Origin of the sequence: Clostridium sp. MF28, from assembly GCF_002969175.1 — a bacterium.
GTDB lineage: Bacteria > Bacillota > Clostridia > Clostridiales > Clostridiaceae > Clostridium > Clostridium beijerinckii.
The window spans coordinates 3,641,507-3,661,211 of record NZ_CP014331.1; the positions used below are offsets into that span (position 1 = coordinate 3,641,507).

Here is a 19,705-nt window from a genome sequence, read left to right on the forward strand (position 1 = left end):
ATATATGTAAAGAAATTGAACTATCAGTGCGATAATAAAAAGAATATGTAAATTGTTATTGTAAAAATTAAAAGGGAAAATAATGCAAATAGATAACAGATTTGATTAAGTTAAATTGTTATTTGTTCAATTTTATGAAAAGGGGTAATAGTAATGAAAACGAAAAAGTTTAGGGTTAACACTATTCGCAGCAAACTAGTTATTAGCTTAATAGGAATTTGTGTGATTCCCCTAATAATATTAGGTTATGGTGCCAATATACAGGCTAAATCCATCCTTAATGAAAAACTAAAATTAACAAGCCAGCAAACGCTTTTAGAAGTGAATGATGGAATTAGCAGCTATTTTGATGGATTCAGTAATATGATAACTATGACATCCACAGATTATAACTTTGTTAACAGTGATAAGAGTGAGCAAGCAGCATACATACCAGAAAGTCTAAAGAATTTAAAAGAAAGTAATAGTAATATTTTTAGTTCATATTTTGCAACTACTGATGGGAAATTTGATATATATCCTAATAGTAAAATGCCAGAAGGATTTGATCCAAGAGAAAGGCCTTGGTATAAGCAAGCTGCAGATAATAAAGGAAAAGTAATAATAACGTTGCCGTTTACAGATGCTCAGACAGGGAAAAATGTTGTGTCTATTGCAAAGACAGTGGAAAGAGATGGGAAAGTCATAGGAGTTTGCGCTATGAATGTTTCTTTAGAGACACTTACAGAAAAAATAAGTATGAAAAAGATAGGAAGAACAGGATATGTTTTTATTTCTGATGTAGAAGGTAAAAGTATGATAGCGCATCCCAATAAAGATTTATTAGGAACTGATGCAGCATCTAAACAATCTTTTTGGAATGATGCTAAGACTAATGAAAAGGGATTTATAACGTATACCTTTAATAATACAAAGAAGTTTGGAGTATATGAAACTAATAATATTACAGGTTGGAAATTAGTAGCGACGTTAGATGAAAAAGAGCTATCAAATGATACAAATTCAATATTAACTACAACTTTAATTATAATAGTAGTTATATGCTTTATTTCAATAGTTTTATCTTTATTATTAAGTAAAGGAATAGCACATAATATTAAGAAATTAAAAGAAGTATTTGAAAAAGCCTCAAGTGGAGATTTAACTGTCTCTATTACTTCATCTACAAAAGATGAATTTATGGATTTAGCTAATTCATTTAATGAAATGCTAAAGAATATTTCAGAGCTTATGAACAATGTAACTAAATCATCAAAAACAGTTTTGGAAACGTCATCGAATCTTGCAAGTATGTCTGAGGAAGTAACTGCATCTATAGGAGAGGTTGCAAAAGCAATAGAAGAGGTATCAGAAGGGGCAACAAATCAATCGCAAAATGCTCAAAATGGAGTTACAGAAATGAATGACTTATCTAGTAGACTAGATAAAATAAGTGTAAATTCTAATGAAATGGACAAACTATCAGCAAGCACCAAAGAATTAGGTGCTAAAGGATTATCTATGATAGATACACTAATAGAGAAATCAAAGAAAACTAAAATAGCTACAGGTGAAGTTGATAGCATAGTTAGAGATATGGATGAAAGTACTAGAAAGATAAATACTATATCTGAAACAATCTCGCAAATAACAGAGCAAACTAATTTACTGGCACTAAATGCAAGTATAGAATCTGCACGAGCAGGGGAAGCAGGAAAAGGGTTTGCAGTTGTAGCAGAGGAAATAAGAAAACTCGCGGAACAATCAAAATCATCAACAGAAGAAATCAAAGTTATTATTACAAATATCCAGAGTAAGTCTGATACAGCGGTTAAAGCGATTAAATCTACAGAAAGTGTAGTGACAGAGCAAGATTTAGCAGTAGGAAAGACACAGGAGATATTTAGCGAAATCCTTAGATCAATTGAAACAATGATAAGCAAGGTTGATGAGATAAAGACTTCTATTATTGATGTTGATGAGAAAAAGAAAAAAGCGGTATTAGAAATTGAGAATATATCACTAATATCACAGGAAACTGCTTCAGCTTCAGAAGAAGTAACTGCATCAACAGAGGAAATAACAGCAGTTATGGATAGATTCACAAAATATGCGGATGAGCTACAATTATTGGCGGAAAAGTTAGATGAAGAAATAAGTAAGTTTAAAATGACATAGGTAGAATTACAAGTTGAATTTGATGTAAGAATCTAATTCAACTTGTTCTTTATTTGTAGGAATAATAATGAATTAGAGTTAAAGTTAGAGTATAATTTTAGTAGGCAAAGATAATAAAGAATACTATATAAATAATAAAGGAGATGCAAAAGCATCTCCTCAATACATAAATTATCCATTATAATTAAGTTGACGAAACTAAATAGAATAGAGTTAGATTTATGTATGAATTAAGTTTAAATGATAATGGATTTACTTTCAAGGAGTTAGAGAAAAGAATTTATAAATATGCTTGTGATGAAGCTTGCAATGCATTAAAAAGCATATTAGAATCCTTGGATGAAAAACTACTTAATGAAAGAGATAGCAAGGTTTACCGTAATAAAGGCCGTAAGCAAACTTGTTTGAGGACTATTATGGGGAATGTAGAGTATTCTAGGCGTGTTTATGAATTAAAACTTGAGGATGGTAAGAAAGCAACTAAATACCTTTTGGATGAGTATTTAGGAATGGATACTATAGGAAATGTTTCTATAAATCTCGTAGAAACTATTTTGACTAACGTGGCGGATGTTTCTTTTAGAAAGACATCTGAGAATATTAAAACTATGTGTAATCAAGAAATTAGTGCTCAAGGCGTTTGGAACGTAGTTCAAACAGTTGGAGAAAAGATTAAAGAACTAGAAAATCGTAAAATTGAACTAGATGATAAAGGTGTGTTAAAAGGCGAAAAGGAAGTACCAGTATTGTTTCAAGAGCAAGATGGAGTTTGGCTCTATCTTCAAGGTAAAGATAGACCAAAAGGGAAAAATAAAAAGAAAGAGTTAAAACTAGCAGTATCATATACAGGCTGGACTTTACGTCCAGGAAGCAAAAAAGAATATGTAGTTGTTGATAAAACTGCTTGTGCAAGTTTTAGTAATTCTAGCCACTTTAAAAAGCTTGCTAGCGCAACAATTTCAGAAAAATACAATGTAGACGAAATTCAAACTAGAATATTAAACGGTGATGGAGCAAAGTGGATTAAGGCAACTTGTGAGGATCAAGACATTCATTTTCAACTAGATCCATTTCATGTAGGTCAAGCAATTATGCGTAAGGTAAGTGATAAAAGAACCCAAAAGCAATTATTAAAACTATTTAGAGAAGGTAAAATTGATGAAGGTCTAGAAGCTATTGTAAATATGATGACACTTACAAATGAAGAAGATGTTTCATTTAAGAAGCTTACTGAGTTATATGATTACTTAGCTCACAATAGAGATGGATTAACACCATATAAATTAAGAGGTAACATAGACATGCCTACGGCGCCGGAAGGCATAGAATACAGGAATTTAGGTACAATGGAACATAATATTTGTGATGTATTAGCTCAAAGGATGAAGGGCAGAAAAATGAGCTGGTCTATTAATGGTGCAGATAATTTATCTAAAATATTATCTGAAAAATTTAGTAATAGGTTGTTTGATACTGTGGATAAAATCTATAGAAATATTATTCCTGATAATGTTATTGATACAATAGTTACAAAACTACCATTAACAGTATTTCAAGCAAATAAAGAATCTAATAAATGTAAGGTATATAAGTGTAATAGCGCACAAATTCCGTACAGCGGAGCTGCCACAACGCTAGGTAGAAAAATAGTGCGTGATTTATGTGGATTAAAATCATTTAGTGATATTAGTTATAGTTAAGTATAAAGCGTGTGTAGGGAAATTCTAAAAATATGATGTAAAATAATGGATAATAAATTAAATAAAATTCTTGCCAACTTTTACTTGACTCAAACAGAGTTAAAAGCATCCTAGATAATTTAATTATTTAGTGGTATCATTATATAGAGAATTTGTATATTGGAGGTATGATTATGAAGAGTTTAAAAGGAAGCAAAACAGCAGTAAATTTAATGAAATCATTCGCAGGGGAAAGCCAAGCTAGAACTAGATATACTTACTATTCTAGTATTGCTAAAAAAGAAGGGTTTGTGCAAATTGCGAACATATTCTTAGAAACAGCAGAACAAGAAAAAGAACATGCAAAAAGGTTTTATAAATTCCTTAAGGATGATTATGTTGACGAGCAGATAGAAATACAAGCATCTTACCCAGTCTCATTCCACGAAAGTACATTGAAAAACTTACTTGCAGCAGCTTCAGGAGAAAATGAAGAATGGACAGACCTTTATCCAAGTTTTGCAAAAACAGCTGAAGAGGAAGGATATCCAGAAATTGCAGTAGTTTATAGAAAGATAAGTGAAGTTGAAGCACGACATGAGGCTAGATATAAAAAACTAGCTAAAAATATTGAAGATGGAACAGTATTTAAGAAGGATGAAGTAACTCTTTGGAAGTGTGGCAATTGCGGATTTATATATGAAGGCAAAGAAGCACCAGTTGCATGTCCTGCATGTGCACATCCACAAGCATACTTTGAAGTATTTGTTGAAAATTATTAATATAGAAATCAAATAGACATGCATTGAGGGAACACTTATATTTAAGTTTAAATTAAGTGTTTCCTTTTTTGCGTTGGTATTTTTGAAAATTTAGACAGTTCATATTTACCGTGTTAAAATAAAAGAAGTATATAAAAATAAGACAGATGGTGAGTATATGATTAAAGCTAAATTAGAAAAGAATAAAAGTGGAAAAATAATATTTAAATTAAAAATAGATAGCGATTATAAAGAAAATATTTTATTTAAAAGAGCTATTATGGAATCAAAAGAAATTAAGGGACGATATCAATATGAAGTACCTTTAAGATTCTTTATTCCAATATGTAAAAATGTAGGTAGAGAGAATTTAGTATTAGATAAGAGATGCATATTATCTTATTTGGAATTCTCAGATTATTATGATGAAAATTATTATACAGATATAGATGCTACCGCAAAATATATGAAAAAATGGAGAGAAGAAGGTTGTCCTGATATTTATAGAATAACTATAGATAAAGATAGCTATGAAATAACAAAGGAGGTAGTCTTTAAGAAGCCTAAGGTAGTAATTAAGGACTTCAGTTTATAATATGTATTTTAAAAGAAAAATAAAAAGGAGTTATCTCAAATTAGAAGTAATTTGAGATGAAGCCTTTTTAATGCATTCTAGTATTATTGACTATAAATTACGCTTGCTATTATATTAGTAATTTCTAATGAATTGCTAGAGAGTAAAAATTCATGTATAGAACTTAGGTTTAAGGATTTAAGCAATAGCAAATCATTAGTATTAGCTTTGAAAATTTTATTGTTAATAGTAAATTTAAAGCTACCACTTACAACATAAAAACAAATGGCTATAAGTTCCTTATCTAATTGAACTTGATATTTGAATACACACTTTTTTCTAGGCGTAATATTTAAATGAACTAATTCACCATTATAATTCTCTCTTGTCATTAAGTTAAAAACAGAGGCTTTTCCATAAGTTTTTGTTTTCCAATCACCCATGAAGCTATCTTGTTCAAAGGCTTTTAGTAATTTCCTATACTTATTTTTATGATCAAGGGTTATTTTGCCTTCAGTAACCATAAATTTACGTGAAACATTTGTAAGATCGCTAAAAGTAGATTCCGGTATATCAATTTTAGCTATACCAAGTCTCCATAAGAAGTTCCGGCTTGCATAATCAGAATCTACTGGATATGTTATTAATTCTGTCGCCATTCCACCAGACCAAAATGTCGGCTTATAGCTCTTTTCTCTTATTAATTCAACATCGTAGTTCATAAATTACTCTCCCTTTATTTATCACATATTTTATGTTCATTATATTAAAAGATATATGTATAATCAATAAAGATAAGTACAATATAAAGCATAATTAATTTTACTACTATGTAAGGTTTACTATTTTTAGATATATAAAGAATAGACATAAGATGTTTTAGTAAGTAAAATTAAAATAATAAGTAAAGTGAATAGCTAGATAAAATATCTATAGATTTATTAATTTGAGAACAATATAAAGTTCATGATTGATATGAAGTATAATTATAGGAGTTGTTTGTATGGAAAGCTTTATTAATAAGAAAATACTAAGAAAAGAAATTTTAGATAAGCGAAAAAAAATAGATGCAACAGAAAAAGAAAAAATGGATGAAAGAATATTAGAAACAGTTTATAGTAGCGAGTATTATAAATTGGCAAAAAAAATTTTTGTTTATATATCGTTTGACACTGAAATAAATACAAGAGATTTTATAAAGGAATCTTTAAATAATAATAAAAGAATTTATGTTCCAAGGACGGAAATTAAAACTAGACTTATGGATGCAGTAGAAATTAAATCACTGGATAATTTGTTGGAGAGTTCATATGGAATACCAGAACCATCTATAAATGATCCATATATTGATCCAAACGAACTTGATTTAATTATAGTTCCAGGCGTAGCTTTTGACAGGCGTGGGGGAAGAGTTGGCTATGGAGCAGGTTTTTATGATAGATATTTCAAGAAAATTAACAAGGATAATATAAAAAGAATTACAAAATTAGCATTAGCATATGATTTTCAAGTACTTGATAAAGTTCCAACCAGTTATCATGATGTACCAGTAGATTACATTATAACTGAGAAAGAATTTATAAAGTTGGAATAATGTAATGGCGGATTAAAATAAACAGGGGGAATATATGGAATACATTGAAAGTAATTTTGGTTACCTAAAAGGAACCAAAATAGAAAAGTACTACGATGATCTGATAAAAGCAGAATTTTTATGCGAGTATTATCCAATAGTTACAAAGATTATTGTTAGAAAAGTAATGGAAATGCTTTTAAGAGATATAGCGCAGGACAGTGGAATGGATATGAATGTTTCTGCACTTACATTACTAAATGGTATTAAGTTAAAGTCTAATATTTCTTTTTCAGAAGAAATTTATAATAATATAGAGATTATATTGGCTAACGGGTATGAGAACATTTCAAAAAGAGATAGAAATAGAAAGATACCTAAACATCCAATAGAAATTTTAAAAATAGCTCAGAAGGTTCTATATTACTATTTGAAAGAAAAAGAAAATTTGATGCTAGATATAAAGAATTTAAGTTTTAGTGCTCCTAGTACTATAGAATATATGAAGAAAGAACTTTTAAAGATCAATAACGATATTGCTCAAAGAGAAAATTTAATCAATAATCTTAGGAAAAAGATTCTTGAGGTAGATAGTTCTCCAAAGCGAATAAGTGAAATAAATAACATCATAATATTAATAAAAGAAGAAAAAGCTTATTTAGAAGAAATCCAAGATATATTAAATAGAAAAGTAGAAATGCAAAATAAATGTGTATTGAATATGGAAACGGATTATAAAACATATGAAAAAAAGCTTAATGAAATGAAAATTAAGTTTAATGAGAATGAAGAACTTCTTCTAGAAAAAGAGGGGCAGCTTCTGAAGGCTGAGATACAAAATCAAGAATTGAAAATATCGACTGAGGAGTTAGATGACGAAGATGAATCAATAAAAAGGATGAAAGTATCACTGGATGAAGAATTAAGAATATTAAGACACGCATATGAAAGTTTATTAAACTTAACAGAAGAATATAATGATATTGTTGAAACAATAGAATTTTTATATGATAATGAGCTACGAAAAGAATTAGAAGCTAAAAAGAACAGTATTCAAATAAAAATAAACTTTGAAGATGCTGTATTTAATGAGAATATAATTATTTACAATAAAAATACAGTGGAGTATAAAAGAAAAGCGTTAATATTTAAAGAACTAGTAAATGAAAATATAAAACGAGAAATTAGGCATGAAAAATTTTATGATGGATTTTTAAGACTATCAGGAAAAGAGCTTAAAATCGTATATACAATCATTAATAATATTACTTCAAGTTTTAATTTGATAAGTAAACCTAAGGAATTATTGGGTAGATATAATGAAGATAAGTTTTTAGAATTACTAAATAGAAATTTAGAGAATTTAAAAAACATTAATGATAATGAAATAAAGCTAATTTTATATTATAAATTAATAAGTTTGTCAAATGCGCCTTATGGGAAGATATACAATAGAAGAAAATTTGTACAGACATTGGATTACATGGTAGATAAAGCTTATAGTCTTTTAGCCACTAAAAAGGATTTTAAAGCAAGAACAAAAAAGCTAGATGCAATAAATGAATATTACATGAATAGAACTATCTCGGCATTAAAAAATAAAGGTTCAAATACACATATTACAGAAGAGCTTATAGAAAAGATTTATGATATAATCACAAAATTAAGACAAAGACCAGAAAATAAAGAGAAAAGGCTTTACTATGAAAAACTCGATTTAGATGTCATGACGGAGTCGACCATTAAAGCAGTTATAAAATCTCAACCATATACATTTCTATATATGATAGCAGACTTAGCGAGCATTGATTCATATAAGGATATGTCTAGTATTATATTTCAAATTGAAAATTTAATTGAGAAAAGGTCTTTAATTAAAAATTTTTCTAATACCTATTTTATGGTTCTATTATATTTATCTAGCGATGCAATAGTTGTAAGCCAAAATCAGCAAGAAGAATTAGTACCATTAGCAGTGATGTTAATAACGAGTGTAAGTTTAGTCTCAGATAATGATTTTATAAATCTGGAAGGTTATAATGATTTGGTCAAGTTATGGAAACAAAAACAGCAAAAATATAACGATATCTGTATGAAGAAAGAGGAAGAGGAAAGTAGCTTAGCACTACTAATGAGAGAAAAATTAGAATTAGAAATTAACCAGAAAGAATTATCAGAAGCCTATGACTCATTATTGAGAAGGTATGGAAGCTACGAGAGTGAATTTAAAAATCTAGTTATGAATTCAGAAAAAAGAGTTCTCTTGCCATCATATTTTTACTATGATGATTTGTGCAATAAGAAAAAGTTAGCAGAAAAGCATATCAATGAATCAAAAAATAAAATCGGAACATTGAAAAGCATTTTTTCTATAGAGGTTTGGAAGGATCAAGCGAATAAGTTTATTAATGAATCCAATATGCTAGAAGCTGAAAAGTTGCTAATTAAAGAAGCAAAGCAAAAGCCTTACTTTAAAAAAGAATATTCAGTCTTCTTAGAATTAGAAGATCAAATTCAAAAAGTGAATGAATCTATGGAAAAAAATAAGGAGATGCTGAAAAGCAAAGATGCACTAGTTGATAATATAGGAAGTAAAATTATTGACTTGCAGAAGCAGTTAACTACTATGAAGAATGCGTATATAGACATAGAAGGTGGCTACTAAAAGGTTAATTGTAGATATATTATTATGATTTACTGAATATTATATTATTTTACAGAAAGAACATAAGCCTAGGCTCTGTAAAAAAAATTGTGTAAACTAAAAAAATGAGGATGCCTTATTTACAAGGGCATCCTCATTTTTTATATAAATTTTATAATTCTTTATTTTCTATTTCTTTAACGATTCTCTCGATAAACGCATCTAATTTAACAGCGCCTTCATCGTCATTCTTTCTGCTTCTTACAGATACTTCATTATTAGCAGCTTCTTTTTCTCCAACAACTAAAATGTAAGGAGTTCTTTCAAGTCTAGCTTCTCTAATCTTATAACCAATCTTTTCAGCTCTATAATCAGTTTCAACTCTAATACCTTTATTCTTTAAGGCTTTTGTAACTGCTTCAGCATAATCATTGTACTTATCAGAGATTGGTAATACTTTGGTTTGAACTGGAGATAACCATGTTGGGAAAGCACCAGCGTATTCTTCTATAAGCATAGCTAAAGTTCTTTCATAACATCCAATTGATGATCTATGGATTATATAAGGACGTTTCTTTTCTCCGTCTTTATCTACATAACTCATATCAAATCTTTCAGCTAAAGCAAAGTCAATTTGAACTGTGAATAAAGTATCTTCTTTACCATGAACATTTCTAAATTGTAAATCAAGTTTTGGACCATAGAAAGCAGCTTCATCATCAGCTTCAACATAATTGATATTTAAATGATCTAGGATATTTCTCATTGTATCTTGAGTTTTATTCCAAGCATCAGGATCATTGATGTATTTTTCGGTATTATTTGGATCCCATTTAGAGAATCTATAAGTTATCTTTTCAGCAATTCCTAAAGTTCCCATTAAATATTGAATTAATTCAAGTACACCTTTAAATTCTTCTTCCAATTGTTCAGGTGTAACAATTAAGTGACCATCAGCTAAAGTGAATTGTCTAACTCTTATAAGACCATGCATTTCGCCTGAAGCTTCATTTCTAAATAAAGTAGAAGTTTCGCCGTATCTGATTGGAAGATCTCTATAGCTGTGTTGTTCAGCATTATAAACTGTATATTGGAATGGGCAAGTCATTGGTCTTAAAGCAAATACTTCATCATCTTTTTCCTCATCACCTAATACAAACATACCATCTTTATAGTGATCCCAGTGACCAGAAATCTTATATAAATCACTCTTAGCCATAAGAGGAGTCTTAGTTAAAAGATAACCTCTTTTTTCTTCTTCATCTTCAACCCATCTTTGAAGAAGTTGAACTATTTTTGCTCCTTTAGGCATTAATAATGGAAGCCCTTGACCTACATTTTCATCAGTTGTAAACAACTTTAACTCTCTACCAAGCTTATTGTGATCTCTCTTTTTAGCTTCTTCTAAAGCTTCTAGGAAAGCATCTAAGTCTGCTTTCTTTAAGAATGCAGTACCATAGATTCTTGTAAGCATCTTATTTTTTTCATTACCCTTCCAGTAAGCACCAGCACTTCTAGTAAGTTTAATTGCTTTAACTGATTTTAGTGACATAAGATGAGGACCAGCACATAAGTCTGTGAAATCACCCATTTTATAGAATGAGATTATTTCATTTTCAGGAAGATCGTTTATTAATTCAACTTTGTAAGGTTCATCCTTCATTAATTCTAAAGCTTCATTTCTTGGAAGCTCAAATCTAGATATTTCTGGATTTTCCTTAATTATTTTTTGCATTTCTGCTTCAAGTTTTTCTAAGTCTGCAGCAGTGAATGCAATTTCTCTATCGAAATCATAGTAGAAGCCAGTTGCAATTGAAGGTCCTATAGCTAACTTTGTTTCAGGGAATAATCTTTTTACGGCATAAGCTAAAACGTGAGATATGCTATGTCTTAGAGCATCTTTACCTTCTTGAGAATCAAATGTGCATATGCTTAATTCAACATCTTCATTTATTTCTTTTCTAAGGTCTTCAACCTTTCCATTAACTATACCGCAGCAAGCATTTCTAGCTAAACCTTCGCTAATTGATTTGGCAATTTCATAAATAGATAAACCAGCTTCAAATTCTTTAATTGATCCATCTTTTAAAGTTACTTTTATCATTTTAAAACTCCTTTCAGATTTAAGAAAATTTTGATTTTGTGACTTGTTAAATTTTAATAATAATATCGTTAAGAAAAGTTATTACTAAAATCATGCATTTTTGCAAACAAAAAAACCTCATCTCTAAAAATAGAGACGAAGTAATATCCGTGGTTCCACTCTAATTACCTAGAAGAAACTGATTAAAATAGGTCAAATAAAATAAACATTAAAAACCTTTTTAAAAATCAGTTAAATAGGTCACTTAAATTTATCGTAACGTGATAATTACGGGCTTTATTAGGGCCACTCAGAGGTGGTTTTCAGTCTAAATTTATATAAGAATAATCGCACCAACATATTCTCTCTCTGAAAAATAAGATTTTAGCTTACTGTCCTCATCAACGTGTTTATTTATTATATTAATATTCTTAATTATAAGCACATGATTTTTAGATGTCAACTAATTAACAAAAAAAATACAAAAGATATTAAGAATCTCAGAATATATTGGATATTTTAACAAAATTATAATAAGGCTTTAACCTAGAATTTATTAAAATCAAATAAAATTTATGTATATTAGGTTGTATTTAGTATTTTTTTCAGGAGGTAAAGATGAATAGAAGTATTAAAAGTATAAAAGTTAAAATTATTATGTTCCTAATACCAATGTTATTAATTGCATTTATAGCTTTGTCGGGAATAGGATATAGATTTGCAAGTAAGTCATTAAAAGAGAGCAACTTAAATGTAATGGAAGAGATGACGAAAACTGCTGCATCACGAGCAGATGATCAAATAAAAAGTGAGATTAGGAACCTTGAAGTAATTGCAAGCAATCCGATAATAACGGATAAGAATGTGCAAATAGAAGAAAAAATTCAAATACTTAAACCAGCATTAAAAACAGTTGGACAATTAGAAATGAGCATAAGTGATAAAGATGGAAATTCAATAGATACTTTAGGAAATAAGAAATCAATAAAGACAACACAAAGTTTTATGAAATCAATAAATGGTGAAAATTCAATAACCAATCCATATATAGATCCAGTCACAAAGAAAAAAGTCATATCATATTCAGTACCTATCAAGGATTCTTCAAATAGTATTATAGGAATTATTACCTCAATAAAAGATTGTAAAGATTTCGCTTCTTTAAACAAAGAAACTAATTTTTTGAAAACGGGAAATTTATTAATTGTAGATAGTAATGGTAATTTTATAGTTTCAGAAGATGAGAGCTTGGTAAATGAGAATAAAAATATAACCAATATGACCTCTGATAAAGAAAATTTACAAGATCTAAATAACATAGGAAAAAGTATGACAATTGGGACCCAATCTGGAACAGGAAAATATACTTATGAGGGTAAAGAAAGATATATATCATATAGCCCGATAGGGAAAACAGGTCTTGCCATAGGAATCACAGTAGAAGAAAAAGATCTACTAAGTGCATTAAACAGTTTAGCTTTTATTGATATTATAGTGACTGTTATTATGACGCTACTAATATTAACTATTATAATAGGCTTTACAATTATATTTGTAAACAGGTTACTTGGGGCGAAGTATTATGTAGATAGTATTGCTAAAGGTGATTTTTATACTAAAGTTGATAATAAATATACTAAAGGTAATGATGAAATAAGTGAAATATGCTTAAGTGTAAGCCAAGCTAAAGAGTCAGTAGGGAAAATGATAGAGGCAGTAAGAGAGGATTCAAATATAGTTAGAGAAGGCTCTGTATCATTAAATCAAATTGCAGAAGAACTATCAATTCTTACAGAGGAAATATCAGCATCCATAGGAGAGGTTTCTAATAATACTAATAAACAAAGCCATGACTTTGTACAGATAAGCACTAAGCTTGAAAACTTTGGTGAAAATATAACTGAAGTTAAGAATAATGTTCATTCAATTAATGAAGATATTGCAATAATAAATGATAAATCTTTAAAAGGAACTAAAGACATAGAAGAATTAAATGGTGGAATTATAAGTGTTAATGATAGTTTTGAAAAGTTTTTAATCAGCATAGAGTATATACAAGGCGATATGAAAAATGTTAATGGAATTACGAATATTATCAATGGAATATCTGAACAAATAAATCTTCTAGCACTTAATGCAGCTATTGAAGCAGCTAGTGCAGGTGATGCAGGACGAGGGTTTAGCGTAATAGCATTAGAAGTGAAAAAGCTTTCAGATAAAAGTAAGGAGTCTGCACAGAATATTTATAAGATAATAAATAGGCTTATAAATATAATAAATAAACTTGTAGAAGAGTCTAAAAATATGGAGAGTGAGTTGCATGAGCAGAAGGAAATGATTTATAATGCATCAAGTTCATTTTCAGAAATAGCACTTCTAGTTAAAGAAATAGCACCTAAAGTATCTAATATAGATAGTGTGTTTAATAATATTAATCACAGCAAAGATTTAATTGTTGAAACTGTATATGAGTTATCAGGAGAAATAACAGAGACATCAAATTCCTTGGAGCAAGTAACTAATTCATCAGTGCAGCTTGCACGACTTGCAGAGAAAGTTAACAGTAGTTCTGATATTTTACTAGATAGAGCAGATGATTTGCTTCAAAAAGTTAATCAATTTAAAATCAAAGAAGAGGATTTAACAAAAGATACCGACATATCTGAACAAAATTCAAAAGCAAATAATCAATATGAAGAAAAATCATATTCCAGTGGGGGAGGAGAGTTAGACACTAAGAATAAGAGTTTAGAAAAAACGAATTTATTAAATAAGTTTGAAGACTCAAGAGATATTAATCAATATGAAAGAAATCTAGATCTTGATTTGGAAAAAGAATTAAAGGAATTATCAATGTTACCGGAGGAAGAAATTAATTTGGAATTTAGTAATTATGAGACAAGTGATCTGGATTTATCACTGGCAGAACACTTTGTTGATTTAAGTGTGTCTCCGCTGGAAAAGTTGGAAGTAGATACATCAACTAAAGATTTTGGATGGGGATGCTCTAAGATAACAGAAATTAAAGAATATATTAAGCAAAAAGATGAAGGAGAATGCCCGGAGGATGATTTAGGAAGATATAATATATCATAGTTTGTTATATAAATATATCTAAAAAATCATAACAAATGTATAAAATTTAATATTGATTTAATATATTGAATAGATGTATAATATTGGTAGGCAGATGTGGCGGAATTGGCAGACGCACTAGACTTAGGATCTAGCGCCTTTTGGTGTAAGGGTTCGACTCCCTTCATCTGCACCAATAAGCGGGAATGACTCAATGGTAGAGTGTCACCTTCCCAAGGTGGACGTTGCGGGTTCGAGCCCCGTTTTCCGCTCCAGTAAGAATATAAAGATTAAATTAAAATAACAAATATCTAAAACAAATTTTTGTTTTAGATATTTGTTATTTTAATTTACACATGGTTACTAAGATAAATTTAATTATATAACATAATAAGTTAATAATTGTCTTCAATCAATTTGTCTAAAGTTAAGTTAACAATCATTTCTTCAGAGTAAAATTTTTCACCCATTATTTTAAATATTACTTCTGATTTTTTATAACCTTCTTTATAAAGCTTTAAGTTTCTTGTAATTCTTTTAAGAGTGTTTCTAGGTATATTTAATTCTAATGCTAGCTCCTTAAAAGAATAATAATCTTTTTTTAGCATATCGTATAGTTTATTTTGAAGATCTAACTTATATCTATAATCAACTTCTTTGGATTGGTGGGGACCATATTTTCCTCTATGATGGGAAGGACATAAATATTTATAATTTAGTTCTATATCAAAGCCACCTTCACTTCTGTGAACAATATGATGTATATCAGCTTCGGCATTACATATTTCACATAAAGACAATTTTTAATCCTCCTTAGAATCTACCCTATATAAAAATATATTAATTGTTAAAGTTTATTTAAATTAAAAAAATAATAGAATTCTTAATATAATAATATGATAACTGTAAATAACTTGACATTTAATATTATAAAGTAATAAATAAGAAATATCAATTTGAATATCTATAATAAAAGTCTAAAATTTTGTAATAAAATAATAAAATGGGGATAATATATTAATATGTATATATTAAACAAATTTATCCAAGAATAAACAATTATGAGATAAATGAGTTATAATATAATTAGAGAACAAAAGATAACTATTAATAATATATTTTATAAAATATTAGTTGGGAAGGTGAGTAAAGTGTGGGAAGTTTATAATTCATTTAATTATTGGGAAAACGTTATCAGTAGGAACAAGACAATAAGAGGACATATGTTTATGCAGAAACCACCAACAGAAAGAAGTATTTATTTTCATACCCTTATATTTGGAAACAATAATGGTATAAATAATATATGGGGATATTTCCCTAATAGAAAGTGTTTGATTGGTTATCTTCAATATTCGTTCTTGCAGGAAGCTTTTTATAAGTGGATATATGGAAAAGAAAAATTAATTACTAGGATTCCACATTTAACTGTTGATAAGATCATTCGTGAGGGAGAAAAACTAAAGAAAATAGACAAAGAAGTTGCAAGTAATATGAGGAGAGACTATGATTTCTTAAGTAGCTTATGGAATATTCCATCTGAAAAGGCTCAAGCTAGATTAGATAAATTCCCAGCAGAGTTTAATAAGAAGTGGATGGGGGATAACACAGAATTTTTATATATAAAAATTTTCAAGACTCCAGAGGAACTTGGAGAATTTGTAATTTCATCTTCGTTATTAACAAATACAAAAGAAGAATTAGAAAATAGAATAGGAATGTCTATTGATGAGTGGGAAGATATCTGCAAAAATGCAATAAGTGATCCTAATAAAGGAGAAGTATTCAGAGAGATTCTACTAAAAAAATTAAGCGAAGTATTTTAAAAGATTAATATATAATTTAAGGAGCTATAATTAGCAGATTAGAATCTGCTAATTATAGCTCCCTTTTAATTATAAAGCACTATAAACTTTGAATAGTATATTTTTAAATTATACTTTCAACAGAAGAGATACTTTGAGAAGAAATTCCAAGCATCTCACCAGTAAAGCCAAGGCCTTCTTCAGTAGTAGCCTTAATATTTATTTTATTAATATCTATATTCAGAGCAATTGAAATGTTCTTTCTAATATTCTCAATATGAGGCAGCATTTTTGGTTTTTGAGCTATTATTGTAGCGTCTATGTTGTTGATGGCATAGCCGGACTTAAGAAGCAATTTACCTGTTTCTTCAAGAAGTATGATACTAGATATTCCACTAAATCTACTATCTGTATCAGGGAAATGTTTGCCTATATCGCCAAGAGCACAAGCGCCCAATAAAGAGTCTATTATAGCGTGGATAAGAACATCCGCATCGGAATGACCTAGCAGCCCCTTCTCATATGGAATTTCTACTCCACCTAAAATTAATTTTCTATTTTCAACTAATCTATGAACATCATATCCTAATCCAATTCTCATATAATCACCTCATTATGTGTTTTATTATTTTACTATTTTAACATATTATGAGGCTTTTTATATAAATAATTATACTAATTTAAAATACGTCTACGTTTATTTGTTGACATGTTGTTCAAAGAGCTTGTTTTGGGTTTAATATAAAATTTAATGTTAAACCAAGAAATAAATCTATTTATATGAAAATGTATAAAGGTTGTTCTACGTCTTTTTACAAAATCTACATATATAATTTTTCCTCTCATTAATAATCTCCAAAATATTGCTTTTAAATTAAATTTAGATAAAGAAAATTTTATAGATAAATAGCTTTATATGCTATAATATCATAGTATGAAGAACTTATACAAAGGGTTAATATTTTAAAGAGGTGTTAATTTTATGGAAAATTTGGGCTTTAGTAAAGACAAATATGTATTTTCATCTATGCCGTCAATGTTCCTAATAGGAGATACTGCAGAGGATATTAGAAAAAAACAGATATCTTTATTTATAAATGAATTAAGCTCATATAATGTTTTACTTAAAGATTTAGTAAACTTTCCGATTAAAGAAGCTGACAGAAATATAGCTTTAAATATAGCTTATTATATAGCTAGTGATGAGGATTTACTAAGAATAATCAATGAAAAAAGAGTTTTACCGATAGCTAAAATAAGTAAGTTAACTAGGATAAAATCTGAGATTATAAATAAACTTAGGGACTACATAATAGCTTATTGCATTATAATAACTAATTCAAATTATAAATTTATTCAAGATTATCTAAGAATAAAATTAAAAGAAGATAATAAAGTTGTAAGCATTTCAAGTAAAAATCAACAGCTATATAAAGGGATAGTAATAAAAGCCTTTAAAAATTCAGCATATATATTAACTTCAAAAGGAGAATTTTTAAAGATAAAGACTTCTAATAGATCAAAGGTTGGAGATGTATGTGAAGGAAAAGAAAAGAAAGGGATTAGGGGGTACAAAATACATATATCAATATTACTATTTATATTAATATTGATTGGTAGTGGTATAACTATTGAATATAGGACAACACAAAGCATAATAGTGATAGAAACAACTTCTAATATAAAGATTCATATTAATAAGTTTCACAAAGTTATATATGCCTATTCGCCTACAGATAAAGGAAAAGAACTTATAGGAAATATTGATGTTTTGAACAAGGATGTTGATGATGCTATATCGGAGATATTTGAATACGCATTGGATAATGAAATGTTAGATTTAAGTAGGAAAACATTAATAACAATTAATGGACAAGCTTTAAAATATGGAGAGCTTACTAAAACAAATAAATTTATATACGAACACAATATACCTATAGCTATAAATAATGCAGGAAATCAACAAAAATTACCCAAATACTCAACTGAAGATAGCAAGGAAGAAAAAAAATAACTCTTTATTTAAGAGTTATTTTTTAGTTTGTGCTAAAACTTCCTTAAAAGTATTCATATCATATTTTGAGCTAATATAAATTCTATCAAGTTTAAGAATATTATCATCTCTATCGGAGAGTCCTCTCTTAGTAGTAAATGCTAACGTATAGCCTGAATTTTTAGCGGCGATAATACTATCATCATTAAAATCTCCAAATGGATAGGCAACAGCTTCAACTTTTTTTCCTGTTATTGATTCCAAAGTTTCTTTTGATTCCTTCAATTCATTTAATTGCTTATCATATGGAAGCTGATTAAGTTTGGGATGACTAACAGTATGACTTTCTATATCTATTCCGTAATCAGACATTTCTTTTATAGCCTCTTTTGATAAATAATAGGAACCATCTAGATCTGATGTTATGCAAAATATTGTTGCTACCATATTTAGATTTTTCAAAATTGGAAAAGCATTGTAGTAATTATCCATATAGCCATCATCAAAAGTGATAACTATGCTCTTCTCAGGAATTGGGGAATTGTTTAATAAGTAGTTTTTTAGTTCATCTAAAGTTAATGTTGTATAACCTTGATTTTTTATGTACTCAAGCTGTATCCGAAGATTTTCTGGAGTTATTGTAACCTCATTCTCAGCCGGTTCTCTCACTGAATGGTAATATAATACGGGAACTCCTCTATTGTCAGTAATTAAATTTGAATTATTAAAAGATCTTTCATTTTGAAGTGTACTTTTGTCTACATTGGAAGGATCTTTTTTTAATATATTTTCAGATCCAACATGATTTTCATCAATACTTGTATTATCAGAACCATGATTAGAAGCTATAGAATTTTTATAAGATATATTGTGTGTTGTTAGGTAAATAGAAAACATTACAAACAATAAGCTGAATACCAAAATACTTAAGGAAGTTTTATTTTTGAAAAGTCTTTTGTAAGAAATGTTCCTTGGTGGTAAAGTTCCTTTTAACATGTTGTTATTATTCACCTCCTTGCAATTAAAACAAATATAATTTTCTTTTATAATTATACCCTAAACTTAAAGAAAAACTACAAGACCTAATATAAGTCATTTGTGATATATATTCTAATTAAAATTCTAAATCTCAGCCTTAATTGAGCCCTTAGATTACCAGGGGGGCAAATGTAAATTTATTATTGAAAGATATTATATAAAAAATTTATTTTTATAGAGTTTTAGCGGAATAACTTATTGAAAAAAGTAGCATAATATAAAAATAGTACAACTTACTAACATTATCCACATTCGCTTGTGGATAAAATGTTATAAAGCTGTTAACATACATAATTTTACATGTTGGTTTTGTGGATATAAAA

General features: G+C 28.5%; 14 protein-coding genes, 2 tRNA genes and 1 other annotated feature. Of the genes, 11 read left to right on the forward strand and 5 right to left on the reverse strand.

Annotated elements, in window-relative coordinates; genetic code table 11:
* Positions 1 to 153 precede the first annotated feature (153 nt).
* The 4 genes from AXY43_RS15880 (at position 154) to AXY43_RS15895 (ending at position 5,192) form a co-directional block, all read left to right on the forward strand.
* Positions 154 to 2,157 (forward strand): methyl-accepting chemotaxis protein, encoded by a 2,004-nt coding sequence (locus AXY43_RS15880; RefSeq protein WP_039772635.1) that lies wholly within the window; start codon positions 154 to 156, stop codon positions 2,155 to 2,157.
* Positions 2,158 to 2,378: 221 nt separating this feature from the next.
* Positions 2,379 to 3,857, forward strand: coding sequence for an ISLre2 family transposase (locus tag AXY43_RS15885; RefSeq protein ID WP_077870071.1), 1,479 nt, complete (start codon positions 2,379 to 2,381; stop codon positions 3,855 to 3,857).
* 173 nt (positions 3,858 to 4,030) lie between these two features.
* A complete protein-coding gene (gene rbr / locus AXY43_RS15890) occupies positions 4,031 to 4,618 on the forward strand; it encodes a rubrerythrin (protein ID WP_017209758.1) in 588 nt (195 codons plus the stop codon).
* Between the two features lie 157 nt (positions 4,619 to 4,775).
* Positions 4,776 to 5,192, forward strand: coding sequence for a hypothetical protein (locus AXY43_RS15895; protein ID WP_011967639.1), 417 nt, complete (start codon positions 4,776 to 4,778; stop codon positions 5,190 to 5,192).
* A gap of 83 nt (positions 5,193 to 5,275) precedes the next feature.
* On the opposite strand, the gene AXY43_RS15900 is transcribed toward AXY43_RS15895, so the two are convergent.
* Complete coding sequence (locus AXY43_RS15900) at positions 5,276 to 5,893, reverse strand: HutD family protein (RefSeq protein WP_039772633.1); 618 nt, start codon at positions 5,891 to 5,893, stop codon at positions 5,276 to 5,278.
* Between the two features lie 281 nt (positions 5,894 to 6,174).
* On the opposite strand from AXY43_RS15900, the gene AXY43_RS15905 reads away from it, so the two are divergent.
* Positions 6,175 to 6,765, forward strand: a complete 591-nt coding sequence (locus AXY43_RS15905; RefSeq protein ID WP_023974748.1) for a 5-formyltetrahydrofolate cyclo-ligase — start codon at positions 6,175 to 6,177, stop codon at positions 6,763 to 6,765.
* 34 nt (positions 6,766 to 6,799) lie between these two features.
* Positions 6,800 to 9,409 (forward strand): hypothetical protein, encoded by a 2,610-nt coding sequence (locus tag AXY43_RS15910; protein ID WP_039772632.1) that lies wholly within the window; start codon positions 6,800 to 6,802, stop codon positions 9,407 to 9,409.
* A 151-nt stretch (positions 9,410 to 9,560) separates the two neighbouring features.
* Here the strand turns inward: AXY43_RS15910 and thrS are convergent, their stop codons facing one another.
* Positions 9,561 to 11,492 carry a threonine--tRNA ligase gene (gene thrS / locus AXY43_RS15915; RefSeq protein WP_039772630.1) on the reverse strand — a complete coding sequence of 644 codons (1,932 nt, stop codon included), beginning with the start codon at positions 11,490 to 11,492 and terminating at the stop codon, positions 9,561 to 9,563.
* Between the two features lie 128 nt (positions 11,493 to 11,620).
* Positions 11,621 to 11,885 (reverse strand) — a binding site (T-box leader).
* Between the two features lie 204 nt (positions 11,886 to 12,089).
* On the opposite strand from thrS, the gene AXY43_RS15920 reads away from it, so the two are divergent.
* From AXY43_RS15920 to AXY43_RS15930, 3 genes are all read left to right on the forward strand, one after another.
* Complete coding sequence (locus AXY43_RS15920) at positions 12,090 to 14,567, forward strand: methyl-accepting chemotaxis protein (RefSeq protein ID WP_023974745.1); 2,478 nt, start codon at positions 12,090 to 12,092, stop codon at positions 14,565 to 14,567.
* A 90-nt stretch (positions 14,568 to 14,657) separates the two neighbouring features.
* A tRNA-Leu gene (locus tag AXY43_RS15925) sits at positions 14,658 to 14,742 on the forward strand.
* A 4-nt stretch (positions 14,743 to 14,746) separates the two neighbouring features.
* Positions 14,747 to 14,821, forward strand: a tRNA-Gly gene (locus tag AXY43_RS15930).
* 120 nt (positions 14,822 to 14,941) lie between these two features.
* Here the strand turns inward: AXY43_RS15930 and AXY43_RS15935 are convergent.
* Positions 14,942 to 15,346: an HNH endonuclease gene (locus AXY43_RS15935; RefSeq protein ID WP_011967645.1), complete on the reverse strand. Its 405-nt coding sequence runs from the start codon at positions 15,344 to 15,346 to the stop codon at positions 14,942 to 14,944.
* A gap of 429 nt (positions 15,347 to 15,775) precedes the next feature.
* Here AXY43_RS15935 and AXY43_RS15940 point away from each other — a divergent pair, with 429 nt between their 5' ends.
* Positions 15,776 to 16,372 (forward strand): hypothetical protein, encoded by a 597-nt coding sequence (locus AXY43_RS15940; protein ID WP_023974744.1) that lies wholly within the window; start codon positions 15,776 to 15,778, stop codon positions 16,370 to 16,372.
* 103 nt (positions 16,373 to 16,475) lie between these two features.
* Here AXY43_RS15940 and ispF read toward each other — a convergent pair whose 3' ends face one another.
* Positions 16,476 to 16,952, reverse strand: coding sequence for a 2-C-methyl-D-erythritol 2,4-cyclodiphosphate synthase (gene ispF / locus AXY43_RS15945; RefSeq protein WP_105411759.1), 477 nt, complete (start codon positions 16,950 to 16,952; stop codon positions 16,476 to 16,478).
* A 381-nt stretch (positions 16,953 to 17,333) separates the two neighbouring features.
* Between ispF and AXY43_RS15950 the strand changes: the two genes are divergently transcribed.
* The gene (locus AXY43_RS15950) at positions 17,334 to 18,365 is read left to right on the forward strand and encodes an anti-sigma factor domain-containing protein (RefSeq protein WP_039772628.1); all 1,032 of its coding nucleotides are present in this window, start codon (positions 17,334 to 17,336) and stop codon (positions 18,363 to 18,365) included.
* Positions 18,366 to 18,380: 15 nt separating this feature from the next.
* On the opposite strand, the gene AXY43_RS15955 is transcribed toward AXY43_RS15950, so the two are convergent.
* Positions 18,381 to 19,340 (reverse strand): polysaccharide deacetylase family protein, encoded by a 960-nt coding sequence (locus AXY43_RS15955; RefSeq protein ID WP_039772626.1) that lies wholly within the window; start codon positions 19,338 to 19,340, stop codon positions 18,381 to 18,383.
* Positions 19,341 to 19,705: the final 365 nt, after the last annotated feature.

Excerpts from the sequence above, each read along its gene's own strand:
- AXY43_RS15880 (WP_039772635.1), top strand. The coding sequence starts at position 154 with ATGAAAACGAAAAAGTTTAGGGTTAACACTATTCGCAGCAAACTAGTT.
- AXY43_RS15885 (WP_077870071.1), top strand. The coding sequence starts at position 2,379 with ATGTATGAATTAAGTTTAAATGATAATGGATTTACTTTCAAGGAGTTA.
- rbr (WP_017209758.1), top strand. The coding sequence starts at position 4,031 with ATGAAGAGTTTAAAAGGAAGCAAAACAGCAGTAAATTTAATGAAATCA.
- AXY43_RS15895 (WP_011967639.1), top strand. The coding sequence starts at position 4,776 with ATGATTAAAGCTAAATTAGAAAAGAATAAAAGTGGAAAAATAATATTT.
- AXY43_RS15900 (WP_039772633.1), bottom strand. The coding sequence starts at position 5,893 with ATGAACTACGATGTTGAATTAATAAGAGAAAAGAGCTATAAGCCGACA.
- AXY43_RS15905 (WP_023974748.1), top strand. The coding sequence starts at position 6,175 with ATGGAAAGCTTTATTAATAAGAAAATACTAAGAAAAGAAATTTTAGAT.
- AXY43_RS15910 (WP_039772632.1), top strand. The coding sequence starts at position 6,800 with ATGGAATACATTGAAAGTAATTTTGGTTACCTAAAAGGAACCAAAATA.
- thrS (WP_039772630.1), bottom strand. The coding sequence starts at position 11,492 with ATGATAAAAGTAACTTTAAAAGATGGATCAATTAAAGAATTTGAAGCT.
- AXY43_RS15920 (WP_023974745.1), top strand. The coding sequence starts at position 12,090 with ATGAATAGAAGTATTAAAAGTATAAAAGTTAAAATTATTATGTTCCTA.
- AXY43_RS15940 (WP_023974744.1), top strand. The coding sequence starts at position 15,776 with ATGCAGAAACCACCAACAGAAAGAAGTATTTATTTTCATACCCTTATA.
- ispF (WP_105411759.1), bottom strand. The coding sequence starts at position 16,952 with ATGAGAATTGGATTAGGATATGATGTTCATAGATTAGTTGAAAATAGA.
- AXY43_RS15950 (WP_039772628.1), top strand. The coding sequence starts at position 17,334 with ATGGAAAATTTGGGCTTTAGTAAAGACAAATATGTATTTTCATCTATG.
- AXY43_RS15955 (WP_039772626.1), bottom strand. The coding sequence starts at position 19,340 with ATGTTAAAAGGAACTTTACCACCAAGGAACATTTCTTACAAAAGACTT.